Genomic DNA, 18,104 nt, shown 5'->3' on the forward strand with positions numbered 1-18,104 from the left:
ATCCGTCTGTATAAGTGCAGGGAGAGGGGGATCCACTGTGGTGGAGCAGGGACTCATCAGAGCCGCTCAATCGGGCGATCGCGACGCTCTAATCACCCTATTGCGAGAAATCGAACAGCATGTGTACCGAACCGCTTACTACATTTTAAACAATGAACAGGATGCGATGGATGCCTCGCAGGAGGCATTGATTCGCGTCTACACCAAGATAAATTCGTATGAGGAAAAAGCCCAGTTTAAAACATGGGTGCAGCGAATCGTCACGAATATCTGCATCGACAAGTTCCGTCGCACGAAACCCACGGTTTCCATTGATGAACACGAGCTTGTATTTGAGGATCGGCAGAATGTGGAGAGAGAAGTGATGTCCGGATATCTGGCGCAGGATATCCAAAAGGCGATCAATCAACTGTCGGATCATCACCGAACGGTCATTGTCTTAAGGTATTTGCAGGATTTGTCTTATAACGAAATCGCGGATTGCCTGAATCTGCCGCTGAACACGGTGAAATCTTACTTGTTCAGGGCCAGGCAGCAGCTGCAGAACATGCTCCAGGAGCATCAGAAAGGTGGTGTATCAGGATGAATTGCCGAGAGGTGGAGGAATATATGCAGCGTTATTTGGATCATGATCTTGATCCGGAAGAGACCGCGCAGCTGTACCGCCACGTTGCCGTCTGTCCGGCCTGTGCGGAAACGTTTCGAATGCTGAAGGCTCTTTCGAGGGACTTGGAAGATCTTCCGGCCGTCACGCCGCCCATCAGTCTGGTAGATTCGATACTGCCTCAGCTTGATGCGATAGATTTGGCCCGTAACGAACGGTTGGCCGAAGCGGCCCAAAAGCCGGCAGAAATGATTCCGGAGCCCCGCCGCTCCTCACGTAAGGCAAGCTGGTGGAGCAGTATTGCCGGAAGAACGGTAATCGGCTCGGCAGCCGCTGCCATCATTCTTGGGGTTGCTATTTTCAATTATGAGCCCAAGATGCTATCGGAAGTGGAAGTTCCTTATGCGCAGGATGAAGCCAGCATGAAGTCCGGCAGCGGCAATACCGATAACAGCCGGGAACTGGTTTCTACGGAAATGCCGGATGAAGCCGCTCCGTCCAGTGAATTGAAAGGTCCGGATGCCGGCAGCCAAGACGCTCCTCCTCCCGAGGAGTCTGCTCCTGACGCGATGACGGAAACCGTTGACCCCGACGAGCCTGTCTCCTCGGGACCCGTTCAGGCACCGTCGGTAGATGGAGAAACAGCGGATGTTCCTCCGGCGAAATCCAGGACCGGCGAAGAACCTTCCAAGGGCGGAGAGTCACCCGCGGACCAGGGATCTCCGAAAGGGAGCTCCAACGATACAAGCAATAAAGTTGTACCTCCGAAGACCGTGGAACCCGGCTCTCAAGAGGAGGGCGCTGCAGCGGACTACAAAAAAGACGCGGCGGACAGCAAAGGCTCCGTTCCGGAAGAACCTCCGGTGGAAGAGCCGATGATGGAGAAAGCCGAAAAGTACGGATTCACAAGCATGGCGGCGCCCAAGCAGTGGAACTCGCCTGACGGTCTTTACGGCGTATTACTGGAAACCGACAAGCTTGTCGTCTATCGTTACTCCGCATCGGGAGGTACGGGGCCCGAAACCCTCGAAACGATCCCGGTAAAGGGCGAATTGGTTTCGGGACAATGGTCCGAAGACAGCAAGTCTTTCACGTATACGACGATGACCGATCAAAAAGAAGTTACGCATGTGTATGCTCCGCAGAAGCCGAGCGGGAAAGATCAGCCGCAAGAACAGGTTGCGCCGACAGATCAAGCGGGCCAGCAGACGAACCAGACGAACCCTGAGGGTTCCGTTGAAAAGACGGAGGAGCCTGCGGCCGAAGCCAAGCCATAATAAAAAAAACGGGCGCACACTTGCCTGGAGATATGAATAGGTTACAACAGATAGAAAAAACAGCTTACCACCGTCGTATGACCGGCGGCGGAATGATTCTAGAGCATTCCGACCGGCGTTTATATAGATGTGTTGGGACAAAAGAGCCCTGGGACGGATCTCCGAGGGCTCTTTTGTTGTCATCTTTTTTCATGTTTCATAAACTCGCTCCCAATCCGCTTTTTTGATATAGTGGACGAAGGAGAAGGGGGTAACGTTAGGATGGATGCCAAAACGGCAGCAAAAGCGGTCAAGCAGGGGGAGGTATCCCCCGTGTATCTGCTGTACGGCAGCGAAAAGTACCAGATGAACGAGTTCGCTGCTTTATTGGAAGCGCAGCTGCTATCGAAAGAAGACCGTGATTTTGCGCTGATTCATATGGATTTGAGTGAAACGCCGATTCAGGTCGTTGTGGAGGAAGCGGAGACCGTACCGTTTATGGTCCCGCGAAAGCTTATTTTCGTCAGGGATGTTTCGCTGTTCACCGCCGGTAAAGAGAACGGCAAGGTGGAACACCGGATTGAAGCGCTGCTCGATTACATGGAGAATCCGGCTGAATACAGCGTCATTGTATTTATGGTCAACCAAGAGAAGCTGGACGAGCGGAAAAAGGTGGTTAAAGCCGTCAAAAAGGCGGGAACGGCGCTGGCATTCTTGCCTTTAGGCGGCGAGGATCTGCTCAAATGGGTGGAGCAGCAGGCTTCGAAGCAAAGCTGCACTTTCGCGCGGGGGGCGGCCGAGGCGCTGATACGCAATGCGGGGACAAGCCTCCAAACCTTAGCCGGCGAAGTGGATAAACTGTGCTTATACGCCGGAAGCGGGGGGACCGTGGACGAAGCGACCGTCGACCAGTTGGTGGCCCGAAGCACGGAACAGAACGTTTTCGCTCTGGTCGAGGATATTGCGAATTTGCGGCTGGACAAGGCGCTGTCTATTTTTTACGAGCTGCTTAAACAGCGGGAGGAACCTATCAAAATAGCTGCGCTGATTACCAGACAGTTCCGCATCATACTCCAGGTGAAAATGTTGTCGCGCCAAAGCTACTCCCAGCAGCAGATCGCTTCGCAGCTTGGACTGCATCCGTATGCCGTGAAAATCGCGGGGGAACAGGCCAAAAAATTCGAGACGACCAAGCTGGAGAACATTTTGAACTATCTAGGGGATCTGGATTATAAAATGAAATCCGGCGGCGTGGACAAGGTGCTGGGGCTGGAGCTCTTTTTACTGCGGCTGGGAGCCTAAGGTTCCCGGCTTTTTTTAGGGCGAGAATCACTTGCCTGTAAAGAGAGAGGGAATGACTGCGGCAGTCATCGTCGTTTTCACCTGGCAGTCCAGTATTCAATATAACTCAAAAACCCTGATCAGCGGCGCTGTTCAGGGTTTTCCATTTACGTATTGAAAGAAACGCATTCTTACGCTTGGGAAGAAAGTGCGTTCAGTCTTTTCGTCCAGACGGGACTTTTTGCGGGCAGCCGCATTTTTGTGGATCAGACCCTTCGTTACGGCTTTGTCAAGCTTCTGGGAAGCGGCTTGGAAAGCAGCTTTAGCAGCTTCAACTTCTGTGCCATTCAGCGCTACGTCAGCGTTTTTAACAGCTGTGCGAAGTGCGGATTTTTGGGAAATGTTGAGTGCGTGGCGTTTCTCGTTTGTCTTAACGCGTTTAACCGCGGATTTAATGTTTGGCATTACATTCACCTCCTGTAAGGCATTTCAATAGAGCGAAATGATTCACAACTTAAAATAGTTTAGCATGGGGGGGTACAAAAAGCAATACCAAGTAGAAACGACTTTGTTGCATAATCCGCCATGAACTCCCGCACACTACCATTTATTAAGAAACAGGAGTGTGATTCGCAAATGGAATTGGATCTGCAGCGTTACTCGGTTCGAACGGATCTGGCGGTGGAATCCAGGGAACTCGTTTCCGGCCGAGAGGCTAATCAGATACCGGGCGTCTTAGAGGATGTGAAGCAGGAGGGGGGGATCAAGATCACCCGTCTCGATGTGCAGAACGATGCCGCTTCGCAGATGATTGGAAGAGTGAAGGGGCATTACGTGACGCTTGAGGTACCGGAGCTTCGGAAGGGGGACACCGGACTTCAGGAACAGGTCGCAACGGTATTTGCGCGTGAGTTTGAACAATTCATGGAGCATATCGGCATTGGCAAAAACGCTTCGATTCTGATTGTCGGTCTCGGCAACTGGAATGTTACTCCGGATTCCCTCGGTCCTTTGGTCGTCGAAAATACCATGGTTACGCGCCAGTATTTCGAGCTGATGCCGGACCGGGTGGCGCCCGGTTACCGCCAGGTCAGCGCCGTAGCCCCCGGCGTGCTTGGACTGACAGGCATCGAATCCAGCGAAATTGTCCAGGGCATTGTGGAACGAACCCGTCCGGATGCGATTGTCGCGATCGATGCATTGGCATCCCGTTCCCTTGAAAGGGTGAATACGACGATTCAGATTGCCGATATCGGCATCCATCCGGGTTCGGGCATCGGAAATAAACGCAGAGGGCTGACGAAGGAAATCTTGGGCGTGCCGTGCATAGCGATCGGGGTGCCTACCGTCTGTTACGCATCCACGATCGTGAACAACGCCATCGAGATGATGAAAGACCATTTCGGCAAGGGGGCTCCGCAAACCGGACAGATCATGGGAATGCTGAATGACATTCCGGAAAATGAACGGCTTGCGTTGGTGAAAGAGGTGCTTGAGCCGCACGGTCATGACCTGATCGTGACACCGAAGGAAATCGACGAATTCATCGAGGATATTGCCAATATCGTGGCAAGCGGTTTGAATGCGGCGCTGCACGAGGCCGTCGATCCGGGGAACGTAGGGGCTTATACTCATTAGGCCGGACAGTGCCGCCAGACCCTTTAAAAAAGCGGCAGGGGCAATTTTGTTGTCCAAAATCAAAAACATTAGATTTCATCCGATTGGCTTATGTTTTTCGAGAAGCGCCTTCGTCCTTTCCAAAGGTCAGGGCGCTTTTGTTTGCTCTATTATTTTTTGCAAGAATTTCGGTTTATCCGTTCTATCGATTCCTCAAGACTCATAGATTTGGAATACAAGAGATTACAGAGTCGCGGGACAAGCAGGCACAGCCGGTTTGGCATTTCCGTTGATGAAGGAGGACATCGATATGAACAACCGTAAATTTCGCATCTGGAATATTGCGAGATTCAAGAGAAATTTGCTGGAAGGACTGAGCATGGGGCGGACGCTGGTGCTTCTCATGCTGGGCTCTCTGTTGTTTTTTCTGCTGCTCGGGCTCGGAGGAATGGCCGAAAAGGGGCTGAACACTTCGCCGGTTTCCTCGATGAAAGGTTTGGCGGCTTCCTTGTCCAGCCGTTTTTTTTATCGATATGATCGGCATGGAAATGCCGCATATGGCACTGGAGAAAGAGACCTCCACCCTGTCGGCCGAAAAAATGACCCCGTTCGTGTTTGAACTGCTGACAAGCGTGAATCCCAGGGATCCAAAAAGTTTGCTCGCCGGCGAGGTGCCGGGCATGAAAAACAGTCAGCCGGTCCCTCTTCGCAGCGGTTCCGGCAACGAGCAGGGCGAAGCGCCCGCCGATTACCGGCCGGATCCGGAGACACCCGGCGATTCCCATCCGCAGCCCGAAGAAACCGACCCGGGCACGGCAGCCGAGGAACCGCCGCAGGAGCCCAGCACACAAGATCCGGTCACGGTCCCTGAAACCGGTCCCGGGAGCACCACTAAAGACGGGCAGGAGCGGACAACCGAAGGAAAAAAGACGGTCCTCATCTATCATTCGCACCCGCAGGAGGCCTTCAATCCGCTTCTGGAAAAAAAGAGCAGCAACCCGGGCTCCTCGTCGCCGTCCAAAAATATCATGCTGGTGGGCAGCATGATGGCGAAACGGCTTGAAGCCAATGGAATCGGGACCCTGCATGACAAAAGCGATTATAAATCCGCCGTTCCGGACTATAACTGGAATTATTCCTATAAATATTCGCGCCAGACGGTGAAAGCCGCAATGGCACAGAATGACGACCTTACTTACCTCATTGATATCCACCGGGATTCGCAAAGGCACGGCAAAACCACGACCCAAATTAACGGCGTAAACTACGCGCAGGTCTATTTTATCATCGGACATGCCAACAATAACTGGCGCCGAAACGAAGAGTTCGCCAGCAAGATCAATCGGCGGCTGGAGGAGTCCTATCCCGGCATCTCCCGCGGGGTATGGGGGAAATCGGCGGATCAGGGAAACGGCGAGTATAACCAGTCGCTGTCGCCGAACAGCATTCTGATTGAAATCGGAGGAATCGATAACACGAAGGAAGAGCTGAAGCGGACGGCCGAGCTGCTTGCGGACATGATTGCCGAGGTGTACTGGCAGGACCTGAAGGCTCAAAAGGCCAGCGTGATGAAAGGGAAAAATAACGGAAAAGAACAACCGGGAAAGGCTGGATAGAACGCAAGGGATAACACGGGGGGGGGCTTCGGGCCTCATCCATAACCTGTCGAAGGAGGAATGATGAATGTCAAAGGCCGGAAGAAAGCTCGTCGCGGTCATGATATGGGCCGGAATCGGCGTGCTGGTCGGAATGCAGCTTGGCAGCATGGAGGGGCCTGCCGATCCGAGAGATCTTGGCCAGGTCCGGCAGGAGCAGGGCTGGCTTGAGGAGTCCGAAGCCCCTCAAAAGCAAACGGAGGCCAGGGAAGCGCCGTCTTCACAGCAGGCCGAACAACAACCGGAAGAACCGGAAAAACCGAAATTCGAGCCGCTGCCGCGAGACATTCTCCTGCCGGAAACGCCCAAGCCGCCTGCGGATGTTCTTGCCGACAAGACGGCCGGGCTGCTTCAGCAGCTCTCCAATCAAAGCATCCGGTGGGTCGTTTCCATATTCGGTTCCATCACCGATTGAAATTCAAACCCTGCCCAGCATTGCTGTGTACCCAACCAACTGTTATAATAAATTGATTCAAACATCTGGTGGTTGTTGGGGGTAAGGCATGACTGACGTACAAGCAAGGCAAACAAAAATCCGTAATTTCTGTATCATTGCACATATAGACCATGGCAAATCGACGCTCGCCGACCGCATCCTGGAGTATACCGGAGCGCTTACCTCGCGCGAAATGCAGGAGCAGGTTCTGGATAAAATGGATTTGGAGCGGGAGCGCGGGATTACGATCAAGCTTCAGGCCGTACGCCTGAACTACACTGCGGACGACGGCGAGGATTATATCCTGAACCTGATCGATACCCCGGGGCACGTCGACTTCACGTATGAAGTCTCCCGGAGTTTGGCTGCCTGCGAGGGCGCCCTGCTCGTCGTGGACGCCGCCCAGGGCATCGAAGCCCAGACCCTGGCGAACGTGTATCTAGCACTGGACAATAACCTTGAGATCTTGCCGGTTATCAACAAAATCGACCTGCCGAGCGCCGATCCGGAACGCGTGAAGCAGGAGGTCGAGGACGTGATCGGCCTTGACGCTAGCGAGGCTGTCTTGGCGTCCGCCAAGGCCGGGATCGGGATTAAGGAAATTCTGGAACAAGTCGTCCAGAAAGTTCCCGCGCCGACAGGCAGCGGCGAAGAACCGCTGAAGGCGCTTATTTTCGACTCGCACTATGACCCGTATAAAGGGGTTATCGTGTATGTCCGGGTCATCGACGGCAGCATCAAGGCCGGCTCCAAGATCAAGATGATGGCAACGGGCAAAACGTTCGAGGTGATCGAGGTCGGCGCATTCCTCCCTCGCATGGCCATCGTGGACGAGCTTCAGATCGGAGACGTCGGCTTCATCGTGGCAGGCATCAAGCACGTCGGAGACACGCGTGTCGGCGACACGGTGACCGATGCTAAACGCCCTGCGGCCGAACCGCTGCCGGGCTACCGCAAAATCAACCCGATGGTTTTCTGCGGACTGTATCCGATCGAGACTTCGGACTACAACGACCTTCGCGAGGCGCTCGAGAAGCTCCAGCTGAATGATGCATCGCTCACCTTTGAGCCGGAAACGTCCAGCGCGCTTGGCTTCGGCTTCCGCTGCGGATTCTTGGGACTGCTCCACATGGAGATCATTCAAGAACGGATCGAGCGTGAATTCAACATTCCGCTTATTACTACGGCACCAAGCGTTATTTACCGCATCATGCTGACGAGCGGGGAGCAGATTCAGATCGACAACCCGTCGAACTATCCGGAGATCGGAAAGATCGACTATGTGGAAGAACCGTATGTAAAAGCCGCGATTATCGTGCCGAACGATTATGTTGGAGCGATCATGGAGCTTTGCCAGGCCAAACGCGGCGAGTTTATCAACATGGAATACCTGGATACGACGCGGGTCACGCTCACCTACGACATTCCGCTGTCGGAAATCGTGTACGATTTCTTCGACCAGTTGAAGTCCAATACGAAGGGTTACGCATCGTTCGATTACGAGCTGTCGGGATACCGGGCCTCCAACCTGGTCAAAATGGACATCCTTCTTAACGGGGAACAGGTGGATGCGCTGTCCTTCATCGTGCACCGCGAACGTGCTTACCACCGGGGGCGCATCATTTGCGAGAAGCTTCGCGAGCTGATTCCGCGCCAAATGTTCGAGGTGCCGATTCAGGCTTCCGTCGGAACAAAGATTGTCGCCCGCGAAACGGTTAAGGCAATGCGGAAGAACGTCCTCGCCAAGTGTTACGGCGGCGACATTTCGCGGAAACGGAAACTGCTCGAGAAGCAAAAGGAAGGCAAGAAGCGGATGAAGCAGGTCGGAAGCGTGGAAGTGCCGCAGGAAGCGTTCATGGCGGTCTTGAAGATCGACGATAATTAAGCTTCCGTTCAACAATCCAAAACAAAAGCGACGGGAAAGCCGATTCGGCTTTCCTTTTCTTTGCAGCATATGACAAATCGACGATAGCGACGGAAGGAGGAAATATATGGCTTCATCATTAAACGGAACGGGAAAACGCACCGAAGCGGTGTATATTCACATCCCGTTCTGCACCAATAAATGTTTCTACTGCGATTTCAACTCTTACGTATTGAAAGACCAGCCCGTGATGGATTATTTGCGCGCGCTGGAACGCGAAATGGAGATGACCGTCAAGAATAATCCGCCGGGCAAGATCAAGAGCATTTTTGTCGGGGGAGGAACGCCAACGGTCCTGAAACCGGGCGAAATGGAGTACTTCCTGAAAACCGTGCGCGACCATTTCAAGGATTGGGACGACCATATTGAGTTTTCCATGGAGGCCAATCCCGGAACGACCGACCTGGAGAAACTGTCCGTGATGCGCGAAGGCGGCGTCAACCGGGTGAGTTTTGGCGTGCAGGCGTTTCAGAATGATCTGCTTACGGGCATCGGCAGGATCCACAATACGGATGATGTGTACCGCAGTTTGGAGAATGCAAGAAAGGCCGGGTTCGACAACATGTCCATCGACCTGATGTTCGGGCTGCCGAACCAGACGGTCGACATGCTCTCGGAAAGCGTAAGCAGAGCGCTGGAGCTGGATCTTCCGCATTATTCGATCTACAGCCTGAAGGTTGAGGAGAATACGCTTTTCCATACGCTTTACCAAAAAAACCAGCTTCCGCTTCCGAATGAAGAGGACGAGCTGAATATGTATCTTCTATTAATGAACCGCATGAAGGAAGCCGGATACAGGCAGTACGAGATCAGCAACTTCGCCAAACCCGGATTCGAGAGCCGGCATAACATGACCTATTGGCTGAACGAGGATTACTACGGGCTTGGAGCCGGCGCTCATGGTTACGTCGGCAGGAAGCGCCATATGAACATCAAGGGTGTCAACCCTTATATTGAAGCGGCGGGTAAAGGGCTGCCCCGGCTCGAAACGATGGACATATCCCGGGAGGAAGCGATGGAGGACTTCCTTATGGTCGGCCTGAGGGTGCTCGACGGCGTTTCCCGCAGCCGGTTTGAACAGCAGTTCAACACCTCGCTGGACGTGGTGTTCGCGCGTCCGCTCGATAAAATGGTTCATGCAGGATTGCTTGAAGCGACGGATGACGGCTACAGGCTGAGCAGCAAAGGCGTTTTGTTCGGAAACGAGGTATTTGCTGAATTTATCGGCTGTTTGACGGGAAATTAAACTATTGAACTTCTATACGCCGTGTTGTATATTTATTCATACATATATGACGGAGCGTGTAAAGGGGAGACAGTAGAAATGTCGGCCGTATGCAGAAAAGCGAGACTCGATGATGTGGAGCCGCTGTATCAGATGATTCAAGGTTATGCCGAAAAGGGGATCATGCTGCCGCGTTCAAGGCAGGTGCTGGAGAAACAGATCGAAGAGTTCGTGGTCGCCGAATCGGGAGGGGAGGTCATTGGCTGCGGGTCTCTGTGCAGGCTTGGAAACGACCTGGTGGAAATTCGCTCGCTGGGCATCTCCGACGGATATAAGGGTCGTGGAATCGGCTCGATGCTGGTGGATTGGCTGTTGGCCGAAGCCAAACGCCGTGAAATTCCGAAGGTGATGGCACTGACTTATGAAGTATCGTTTTTTCTTAAAAAACGGCTTTGAGGTGGTCGAAAAAGAGATTTTTCCCGAAAAGGTCTGGACCGACTGCATTCACTGCAAAAAGCGTCATGCCTGCGACGAAATCGCCGTGCTTAAAGTGCTGTACTGATTCAACTATTCTAGGAAAAAGAAGGCTGTCCCATGCGTTGTGGGACAGCCTTTTTAAGATATCAGAAAGTATAAACTTCGAAGCATGGATCTTCCTGATATCGCAAGAAAAACTTCCGCTATATGCGGTCTGTCTTCTGAGAAAGTACGTCGATAGACGTTTTTTTTTATGTTCTGCAATAGATTGCGGAGTGTTTTTACTGGTTTTGTTAATAATCCGACCAGGAATCCAGAATTCCGTTATAAAAATGCAGGTAGGTGTTGCCGTAGATCCATTGCTCTACACCGGCATATGAGCTTGTATAAGAACTGCTGTCATCCGGGTATCCCCAAGACAAAAGAACTTGCTCCCGGGTCATTCCTATGGAGATCCTTTGATGGGTGATTTTTTCCCATACTTTGGCCGGCCATTTCGGAAAGGCTTTCTTCGGATCCTTGACGTAAAAGCCTTTTTCTAATTGTTCGGTCAGCTTGCCGGTGATGGGCAATTTAAAGGTAACCGGTTTACCGCTGCTTGCCCGTTTTGCCGTAATCACGATATTCCGATCTTTGATTTTGACTGAAGTGAAGTATACCTTTTCTAAATGATAAAGAGGGTTGGAAGACGGCAGCACATTTTTATCGGCCCAATAGTAATGTCCGGCGACGCTTGTGTTAACAAGTTGATAGTAGGCGTATAAACAAAAAGTATCCGGGGTGGAATTCAAAATGGATTCGTCTATCACCTTTCCGTTATTCAAAGTGATTCGCACGTCCGTCATGCCATAACCGGCCGACTTGATTTCGGTGATCCAACCGGTCTGATTTCCTGCGTAAACGAATACCTTGTCTCCCAAGTAAAACTGCAGATCCGACGGCACCGTTTTTAAAAGGCTCTCCAGTTCATCGGTTTTCGTTTTGCCTTCGGGACTGCTCCAGAGAAAGATAACATGGGGCCTGGACAGATATTTTCCAGACGCTCCGGTAATGCCGAGGAATTTTTTTCAGCGTTATATAAGTAGTGCCTTCAAAAGTTACCGAATTGGATTTATCAATTTGATATGTTCCTTTCGGCGACTTGACCGATATGGTTTTGCCGTAGACCGCCTCAACATGTTTAACCTTTGACAAAAGCTTTGCTGGAACGTACGTTCCGCTGTCTTTGATTTTTCCGAAGTTATAGGCTTTTTGCTTGGATATCAATAGTTGTCCGTTCAAGAAAATCGCAATCTCCTCGGAAACAGAGGGGTTCTTCATACTGCTTGCAGCTGCGCTTGCAGGCGCTGAAGAAAGGAAAGCAACAATCAATAACACGAAACAGCTTACGGATGAGAGCGAAACCTTAAATGATTTAGTCATACATACCCGCCTTCTAAAGTAAAATTTTACCTAACAGGCATAATAACACAGAACCTGCATCTAAGCATTGAATATTCTTCCACCGGCTTACATTCAACTGCCGAACCGACTTGACAATGCTCATGTCAGTTTGGTATTTTTGTTATATCGGTTAGCACTCGGTGTCGATGAGTGCTAACGAGCGAAAAAGCTTGGACAGCAAGGAGGGAACGACATGTTAACGGATCGGCAGCGCATGATTTTAAACGCGATCGTCGACGATTATATCCGTTCGGCAGAGCCGGTGGGATCAAGAAGCATTTCCAAACGCGGAGATGTGGGATACAGCCCGGCGACGATACGTAACGAGATGGCGGATTTGGAGGAACTCGGCTTTCTGGAACAGCCTCATACTTCGGCGGGGCGCATTCCTTCGCATAAAGGGTACCGTTATTATGTGGATCACCTTACGTCTTCGTTTTCATTAACCCCTTCCGAGCTGAAGATGATGAAAGCCTTTTTCGCCGAAAAGCTGAATGCTATGGAGCAGATGATCCAGCATGCGGCGGGCATTTTGTCACAAATGACGAACTACACTTCCATCCTTCTGGGACCGGAAGTTTTTCATACGTCCTTGCGCCATTTTCAGCTGCTTCCGTTAAGCGAAGACACGGCCGTGGCGATCATTGTCACGAGTACGGGACAGGTGGAGAACAAGACCGTAACCATTCCGTCGGGCGTATCCCTGTCGGATATGGAGCAGGTGGTCAATCTGCTGAACAGCAAATTGGCCAACGTTCCGCTGTATAAGCTGAAAACCCGCCTCTATTCGGAGCTTGGACAGGAAATGCAGCGGCATATCGATCATTACGAGGAATTGATGAAAATGCTCGATGTGGCGCTGGACAACGGCGAGCAGGAGCATAAAGTGTACCTGAGCGGGACGACCAATATGCTGAATCAGCCGGAATTCAGGGACGTGGACAAGGTAAGAACCATTTTCGAGCTGTTGGAGCAGACGCCGACCCTGATGAAAATGATGGCCCCGGCTCCGGGCGAAACCGGCATCCAGGTACGGATCGGTACGGAGAACGACCATACGGCTTTTGCCAACTGCAGCCTGATTACGGCCACGTATTCGGCAGACGGCAAGGCGCTGGGCACGATCGGCATTCTCGGACCGACACGGATGGAATATGCCCGCGTAATCGGGATATTGAACATATTGTCGAATGATCTGACCAGATTGCTGTCACACTGGTATAAATAAAGGGAGTGAGACTGCTTGAGCCAAGGAAATCAGCCGCATGGGGAAATCGACGAGCGGCATTCGACTTTGCTTAACAACAGCAACGCGGTGCGCGCCGTCACGTCTGCCGTCGAGGGGACGCTTGGTCCCAAAGGACTGGATGTCATGCTTGTCGGCCCCCGCGGCGAGGTCATTATAACGAACGATGGCGTAACCATTCTGGATAAGATGGATGTGACCCACCCGGCGGCCCGTTTGTTGATACAGGTTGCCCGCGCGCAGCAGGAAAAGATCGGGGACGGAACAACGACGGCTACCGTCCTGGCGGGAGCGCTGGTACAGGAGGGGGTTGCCCAGATTATCCGCGGGGTTCCCGCCTCCAAGGTCGTCGAAGGCATCAGGCAGGGCGTTGATATGGCGCTTCGCCTACTCTCGGACCGGGTTCGCAAAATTGAGGGACTGGACGATCCTCTGCTTGAACGGACAACGTACGTTGCCGGACGCGAGCGGCAGGATATGGTCGACCTGGTGATGCAGGCAGCTTCAAGAGCCGGGATGGAACGGCTTAAAGATCCTTCTTATTCGCTTGCCGACAGCATTGTCGCCCTTGAAAAAGCGGACAATGAGGTGTTTGAAGGGATTCTCCTGCGGCAGAAACCATTGTTTACCCGGGAATTTCTGCAGTATTCGGATGCCAAAGTACTCGTATTGCTGGATTCGCTGGAACCCGACGAGCTGGATGAGGAGGTTCTGACGACGGAGGCCGGCTTTGCCCGCTACATGGATCTCCGCAAAGTCTTTGCCGCGGATTTGTCGCGTTTGTCCGAGCTTTCGGTCAAACTCATCCTTCTGGAGAAGGGAATCCATCCGGATGCCGAGCAGTTTTGCCTGGATCACGGCATCATGGTAGTCCCCCGCGTGTCGAGAGCGGATTTGCGCCGGGTTTGCGACATGACCGGAGCTGTTCCGGTGCGCCGGACGGCGCTACATAAGGAACCTGCGGCACTGGCAGCCGTGCTGGGCCATACCCCGAATGCGGCTTATGACGATGCCCTGGAGCGGGTCCGCATCACATGCGGAGACACCGGCGAAAAGATTGTGACCGTGATCGTCGGAGCAAGCACCTCCGAAGTTGTGGGCGAAGCGGCGCGCATTGCCTGCGACGCGGCATCCGCCCTTCAGGCGGCTGCTGCCGGAGGCGTGCTCCCCGGGGGCGGGACAAGCGAACTGGCCGTGTCGTATGAACTCGAACGGTACCGGGAAGCCCAGAAGGGCATGGAAGCCTTCGGGATCGAGGCGGTTTCCACCGCCCTTCGGCGGCCGATGTCTCAAATTTTGCTAAACGCCGGCTATAACCCCCTCGAGAAAATGGAGGAGGTGCGGGCATCCCAAATCCGGTCCGGAGTCTTTTCCATGGGAATCGACTGCGACACCGGCGCCGTTGCCAATTACGAGGAGAAGGGGATCGTTGATCCCGCTCCCGTGAAGCTTCACGGCTTGCGGGCCGCGGGCGAGGTGGCGGCTGCCGTTCTCCGCATCCATCATGTGATCAAAATGAGGGACACGGGCGGTAAAAACGAAGAGTAACGATCTTAAAGCGAGACACAAATATGAGGAGGTGGAAGTCATCTTGAATAAGGAACAGGATAATACGGTTCAAGATACAGTTAACGAAGATCATATGGAGCAAAATGCTAAGGTGACGCCGGAAGCCGGTGAACAGCCTGAGACTCCGGCTGCGGAAGGAGCCGCTCCGGAAGCTGAAGCCGGAGAACAGAGCGGTCTCCAGCAGAAGATTGATCGCCTGAATGCGGAACTTTCCGACCAGCAGCAGCGCACTTTGCGGGCGCAGGCTGATTTTGACAACTTCCGCAGACGCACGCAAAAGGAAAAGGAAGAGCTGGCCAAGTATGCTTCTTCCAAGCTGATTACGGAGCTTCTGCCCGTGATCGACAACTTCGAGCGCGCGCTTGCCGCTGCCGGGGAAAGCCCCGAGGTCGAATCGTTCTCCAAAGGGGTAAGCATGATTTTCCGCCAGCTGGAGGGCGTGCTGAACGCCGAAGGCCTTGAAGCGATGAACTGTGTAGGACAGCCGTTCAATCCCGAGTTCCATCAGGCCATTATGCAGGTGGAGAGCGAAGAGTTTGAAGAGGGAATCGTGGTTGAGGAAGTTCAAAAAGGCTATATGCTGAAGGATAAGGTGCTTAGACCGGCCATGGTTAAGGTGAGCATGTAATTGGCTTCATCCTTGCCGGCTTTAATATATACCATCAAAGCTATGAACCCATACGCTAAACGCGTGAAATGATAAGGAGGATATTTTTCCATGAGTAAAGTAATCGGTATTGACTTAGGTACAACAAACTCCTGCGTAGCCGTTATGGAAGGCGGCGAAGCGGTTGTCATTCCAAACCCGGAAGGCGCGCGCACGACTCCTTCCGTGGTAGGCTTTAAGAAAGACGGCGAGCGCATCGTCGGCGACACGGCGAAACGCCAGGCCATTACGAACCCGGACCGCACGATCATCTCGATCAAGCGCCACATGGGTACGAACCATAAGGAAACGATCGACGGCAAAGAATTCACGCCGCAGGAAATTTCCGCAATCATTCTGCAAAAGCTGAAATCCGACGCAGAGGCTTATCTTGGCCAACCGGTAACCCAAGCGGTTATCACGGTGCCGGCTTACTTCAACGACAGCCAGCGCCAAGCTACGAAAGACGCGGGCAAAATCGCAGGTCTGGAAGTTCTCCGTATCGTCAACGAACCGACGGCGGCGGCTTTGGCATATGGTATGGAGAAAGCGGAAGACCAAACGATCCTCGTGTACGACTTGGGCGGCGGTACGTTTGACGTATCGATCCTGGAGCTTGGCGACGGCTTCTTCGAAGTTAAAGCAACGAGCGGCGACAACAAGCTCGGCGGCGACGACTTCGACCAAGTCATTATCGACTACCTCGTAGCCGAATTCAAGAAAGAGCAAGGCATCGACCTGAGCAAAGACAAAGCGGCTGTACAGCGTCTGAAAGATGCGGCGGAAAAAGCGAAAAAAAGAATTGTCGGGCGTTCTGACCACGACGATTTCGCTTCCGTTCATTACCGTGGCTGACGGCGTGCCCCAGCACTTGGAGCTGAACCTGACCCGCGCCAAATTCGAAGAGCTGTCGGCTTCCCTCGTGGAGCGCACGCTCGGCCCAACCCGTCAAGCTCTCAGCGACGCAGGCATGACTTCGAGCGATATCGACAAAATCGTTCTGGTCGGCGGCTCCACCCGGATTCCTGCCGTTCAGGAAGCGATCAAAAAGCTGACGGGAAAAGAGCCTCACAAAGGCGTCAACCCGGACGAAGTCGTTGCTCTTGGCGCAGCGGTTCAAGCCGGCGTTCTGACCGGCGACGTGAAGGACGTTGTCCTGCTTGACGTAACCCCGCTGTCCCTCGGTATCGAAACCGCAGGCGGCGTGTTCACGAAAATGATCGAACGCAACACGACGATTCCTACAAGCAAGTCCCAAGTGTTCTCCACCTACGCGGACAATCAGCCTAGCGTAGAGATTCATGTGCTGCAGGGCGAGCGCCAAATGGCTGCCGGCAACAAAACCCTTGGCCGCTTCATGCTGGGAGACATTCCTCCGGCTCCGCGCGGCGTTCCGCAAATCGAAGTTACCTTCGATATCGACGCGAACGGTATCGTAAACGTGTCGGCAACGGATAAAGGCACGGGCAAAAGCCAGAAGATCACCATCACTTCTTCTAGCGGTTTGAGCGATGAGGAAGTGGAAAAAATGATGAAGGACGCCGAGCTTCATGCCGAAGAAGACCGGAAGCGCAAAGAGCTTGTCGAGGCCCGCAACAATGCCGACCAGCTCGTCTACACCACGGAAAAAACGCTGAAGGATCTCGGCGACAAAGTGGACGCTTCGGAAATCGACAAAGCCAACGAAGCGAAGGAAAAAGTGAAAAAAGCTTTGGAATCGGATAACCTTGAAGAAATTAAAACGGCAACCGAAGAATTGACGCAAATCGTTCAACAGCTGTCCGTAAAGCTGTATGAGCAGGCTGCTCAAGCAGACCAAGGCGAAGCTTCCCAGGAAGGCGCTCCGAAAAAGGACAATGTGGTAGACGCCGACTACGAGGTTGTTGACGAGGATAAAAACAAAGGTTAATCTGAATAAATCTGCGACAAGGGAAAGTCAAAGCGCGAATCCCGCACTTTGACTTTCCTTTTGTCCAGCAAGCGAGATATGAGCGAATGGGGGTGGAACCGTGGCTGAAAAGCGTGATTATTACGAAGTGCTCGGCGTCGGCAAGGACGCTTCGGATGACGACATCAAAAAAGCGTACCGCAAATTGGCGCGCCAGTACCATCCGGACGTGAACAAGGCGGACGACGCGGAATCCAAATTCAAAGAAGTGAAAGAGGCGTACGACGTACTCAGCGATAGCCAGCAGCGTGCGCGTTATGACCAATACGGCCATATTGACCCGAATCAGGGTATGGGCGGCGGCGGTTTCTCCGGCGATTTCGGCGGATTCGGGGATATTTTCGATATGTTCTTCGGCGGCGGCGGCCGTCGCGATCCGAATGCGCCGCAGCGGGGGAACGATCTGCAGTATACGATGACGGTTGAATTCAAAGAAGCGGTGTTCGGCAAGGAAGCGGATATTACGATCCCGCGGACCGAAACCTGCGATACGTGTCATGGGTCCGGGGCCAAACCGGGAACCAAGCCTCAAACCTGCGGCGTCTGCCACGGCAGCGGGCAGCAGGAAGTTGTTCAGAACACGCCGTTCGGGCGCATGGTCAACCGCCGTGCATGCTCCAACTGCGCCGGCACCGGCCAAATCATCAAGGAGCGCTGCAGCACCTGTCATGGCAACGGCAAGGTGAAAAAAACAACGCAAAATTCATGTGCGCGTGCCGGCCGGCGTGGACGACGGGGCGCAGGCTGCGCATGACCGGGGAGGGCGAAGGCGGCCTT

11 protein-coding genes and 5 pseudogenes are annotated in these 18,104 nt (G+C 53.2%); 14 read left to right on the forward strand and 2 right to left on the reverse strand.

Annotated elements, in window-relative coordinates; all coding sequences use genetic code 11:
- The first annotated feature begins 37 nt into the window (after positions 1–37).
- From XI25_RS27735 to holA, 3 genes are all read left to right on the forward strand, one after another.
- Entirely contained in the window at positions 38–586 is a 549-nt protein-coding gene (locus XI25_RS27735) for an RNA polymerase sigma factor (RefSeq protein WP_046681108.1), read from the forward strand.
- Positions 583–1,881, forward strand: a complete 1,299-nt coding sequence (locus XI25_RS27740; RefSeq protein ID WP_052759784.1) for an anti-sigma factor family protein — start codon at positions 583–585, stop codon at positions 1,879–1,881. Before XI25_RS27735 ends, XI25_RS27740 begins: the two co-directional genes overlap by 4 nt.
- 261 nt (positions 1,882–2,142) lie before the next feature.
- A complete protein-coding gene (holA, locus tag XI25_RS27745; RefSeq protein ID WP_046681109.1) occupies positions 2,143–3,162 on the forward strand; it encodes a DNA polymerase III subunit delta in 1,020 nt (339 codons plus the stop codon).
- A 170-nt stretch (positions 3,163–3,332) separates the two neighbouring features.
- Here holA and rpsT read toward each other — a convergent pair.
- Positions 3,333–3,606, reverse strand: a pseudogene (gene rpsT / locus XI25_RS27750) (30S ribosomal protein S20).
- 171 nt (positions 3,607–3,777) lie between these two features.
- Between rpsT and gpr the strand changes: the two are divergent.
- The 6 genes and pseudogenes from gpr to XI25_RS27780 all read left to right on the forward strand — a co-directional run bounded on the left by gpr (position 3,778) and on the right by XI25_RS27780 (position 10,560).
- Positions 3,778–4,779: a GPR endopeptidase gene (gpr, locus tag XI25_RS27755; RefSeq protein ID WP_046681110.1), complete on the forward strand. Its 1,002-nt coding sequence runs from the start codon at positions 3,778–3,780 to the stop codon at positions 4,777–4,779.
- 289 nt (positions 4,780–5,068) lie between these two features.
- A pseudogene (locus XI25_RS27760) lies at positions 5,069–6,374 on the forward strand (stage II sporulation protein P).
- 67 nt (positions 6,375–6,441) lie between these two features.
- Positions 6,442–6,828 (forward strand): hypothetical protein, encoded by a 387-nt coding sequence (locus XI25_RS27765; RefSeq protein WP_046681111.1) that lies wholly within the window; start codon positions 6,442–6,444, stop codon positions 6,826–6,828.
- A gap of 88 nt (positions 6,829–6,916) precedes the next feature.
- Positions 6,917–8,734, forward strand: coding sequence for a translation elongation factor 4 (gene lepA, locus XI25_RS27770; protein ID WP_046681112.1), 1,818 nt, complete (start codon positions 6,917–6,919; stop codon positions 8,732–8,734).
- A 106-nt stretch (positions 8,735–8,840) separates the two neighbouring features.
- Positions 8,841–10,019: a radical SAM family heme chaperone HemW gene (hemW, locus tag XI25_RS27775; RefSeq protein ID WP_046681113.1), complete on the forward strand. Its 1,179-nt coding sequence runs from the start codon at positions 8,841–8,843 to the stop codon at positions 10,017–10,019.
- Between the two features lie 78 nt (positions 10,020–10,097).
- Positions 10,098–10,560 (forward strand): annotated as a pseudogene (locus tag XI25_RS27780) (N-acetyltransferase).
- Between the two features lie 208 nt (positions 10,561–10,768).
- On the opposite strand, the gene XI25_RS27785 reads toward XI25_RS27780, so the two are convergent.
- On the reverse strand, positions 10,769–11,419 hold the full coding sequence (locus XI25_RS27785; protein WP_046681114.1) for a hypothetical protein: 651 nt from the start codon (positions 11,417–11,419) through the stop codon (positions 10,769–10,771).
- Positions 11,420–12,111: 692 nt separating this feature from the next.
- Here XI25_RS27785 and hrcA point away from each other — a divergent pair.
- The 5 genes and pseudogenes from hrcA to XI25_RS27815 all read left to right on the forward strand — a co-directional run.
- Positions 12,112–13,146 (forward strand): heat-inducible transcriptional repressor HrcA, encoded by a 1,035-nt coding sequence (gene hrcA, locus XI25_RS27795; RefSeq protein ID WP_046681116.1) that lies wholly within the window; start codon positions 12,112–12,114, stop codon positions 13,144–13,146.
- Between the two features lie 15 nt (positions 13,147–13,161).
- Positions 13,162–14,712 carry a TCP-1/cpn60 chaperonin family protein gene (locus tag XI25_RS27800; RefSeq protein ID WP_046681117.1) on the forward strand — a complete coding sequence of 517 codons (1,551 nt, stop codon included), beginning with the start codon at positions 13,162–13,164 and terminating at the stop codon, positions 14,710–14,712.
- A gap of 43 nt (positions 14,713–14,755) precedes the next feature.
- Positions 14,756–15,361, forward strand: a complete 606-nt coding sequence (gene grpE / locus XI25_RS27805; RefSeq protein WP_046681118.1) for a nucleotide exchange factor GrpE — start codon at positions 14,756–14,758, stop codon at positions 15,359–15,361.
- 90 nt (positions 15,362–15,451) lie between these two features.
- Positions 15,452–17,288 (forward strand): annotated as a pseudogene (gene dnaK, locus XI25_RS27810) (molecular chaperone DnaK).
- 100 nt (positions 17,289–17,388) lie between these two features.
- Positions 17,389–18,104: pseudogene (locus XI25_RS27815) on the forward strand (DnaJ domain-containing protein); the annotation flags it as partial.

The sequence above is a fragment of the Paenibacillus sp. DMB20 genome (assembly GCF_000987955.1).
GTDB lineage: Bacteria > Bacillota > Bacilli > Paenibacillales > Paenibacillaceae > Paenibacillus_AQ.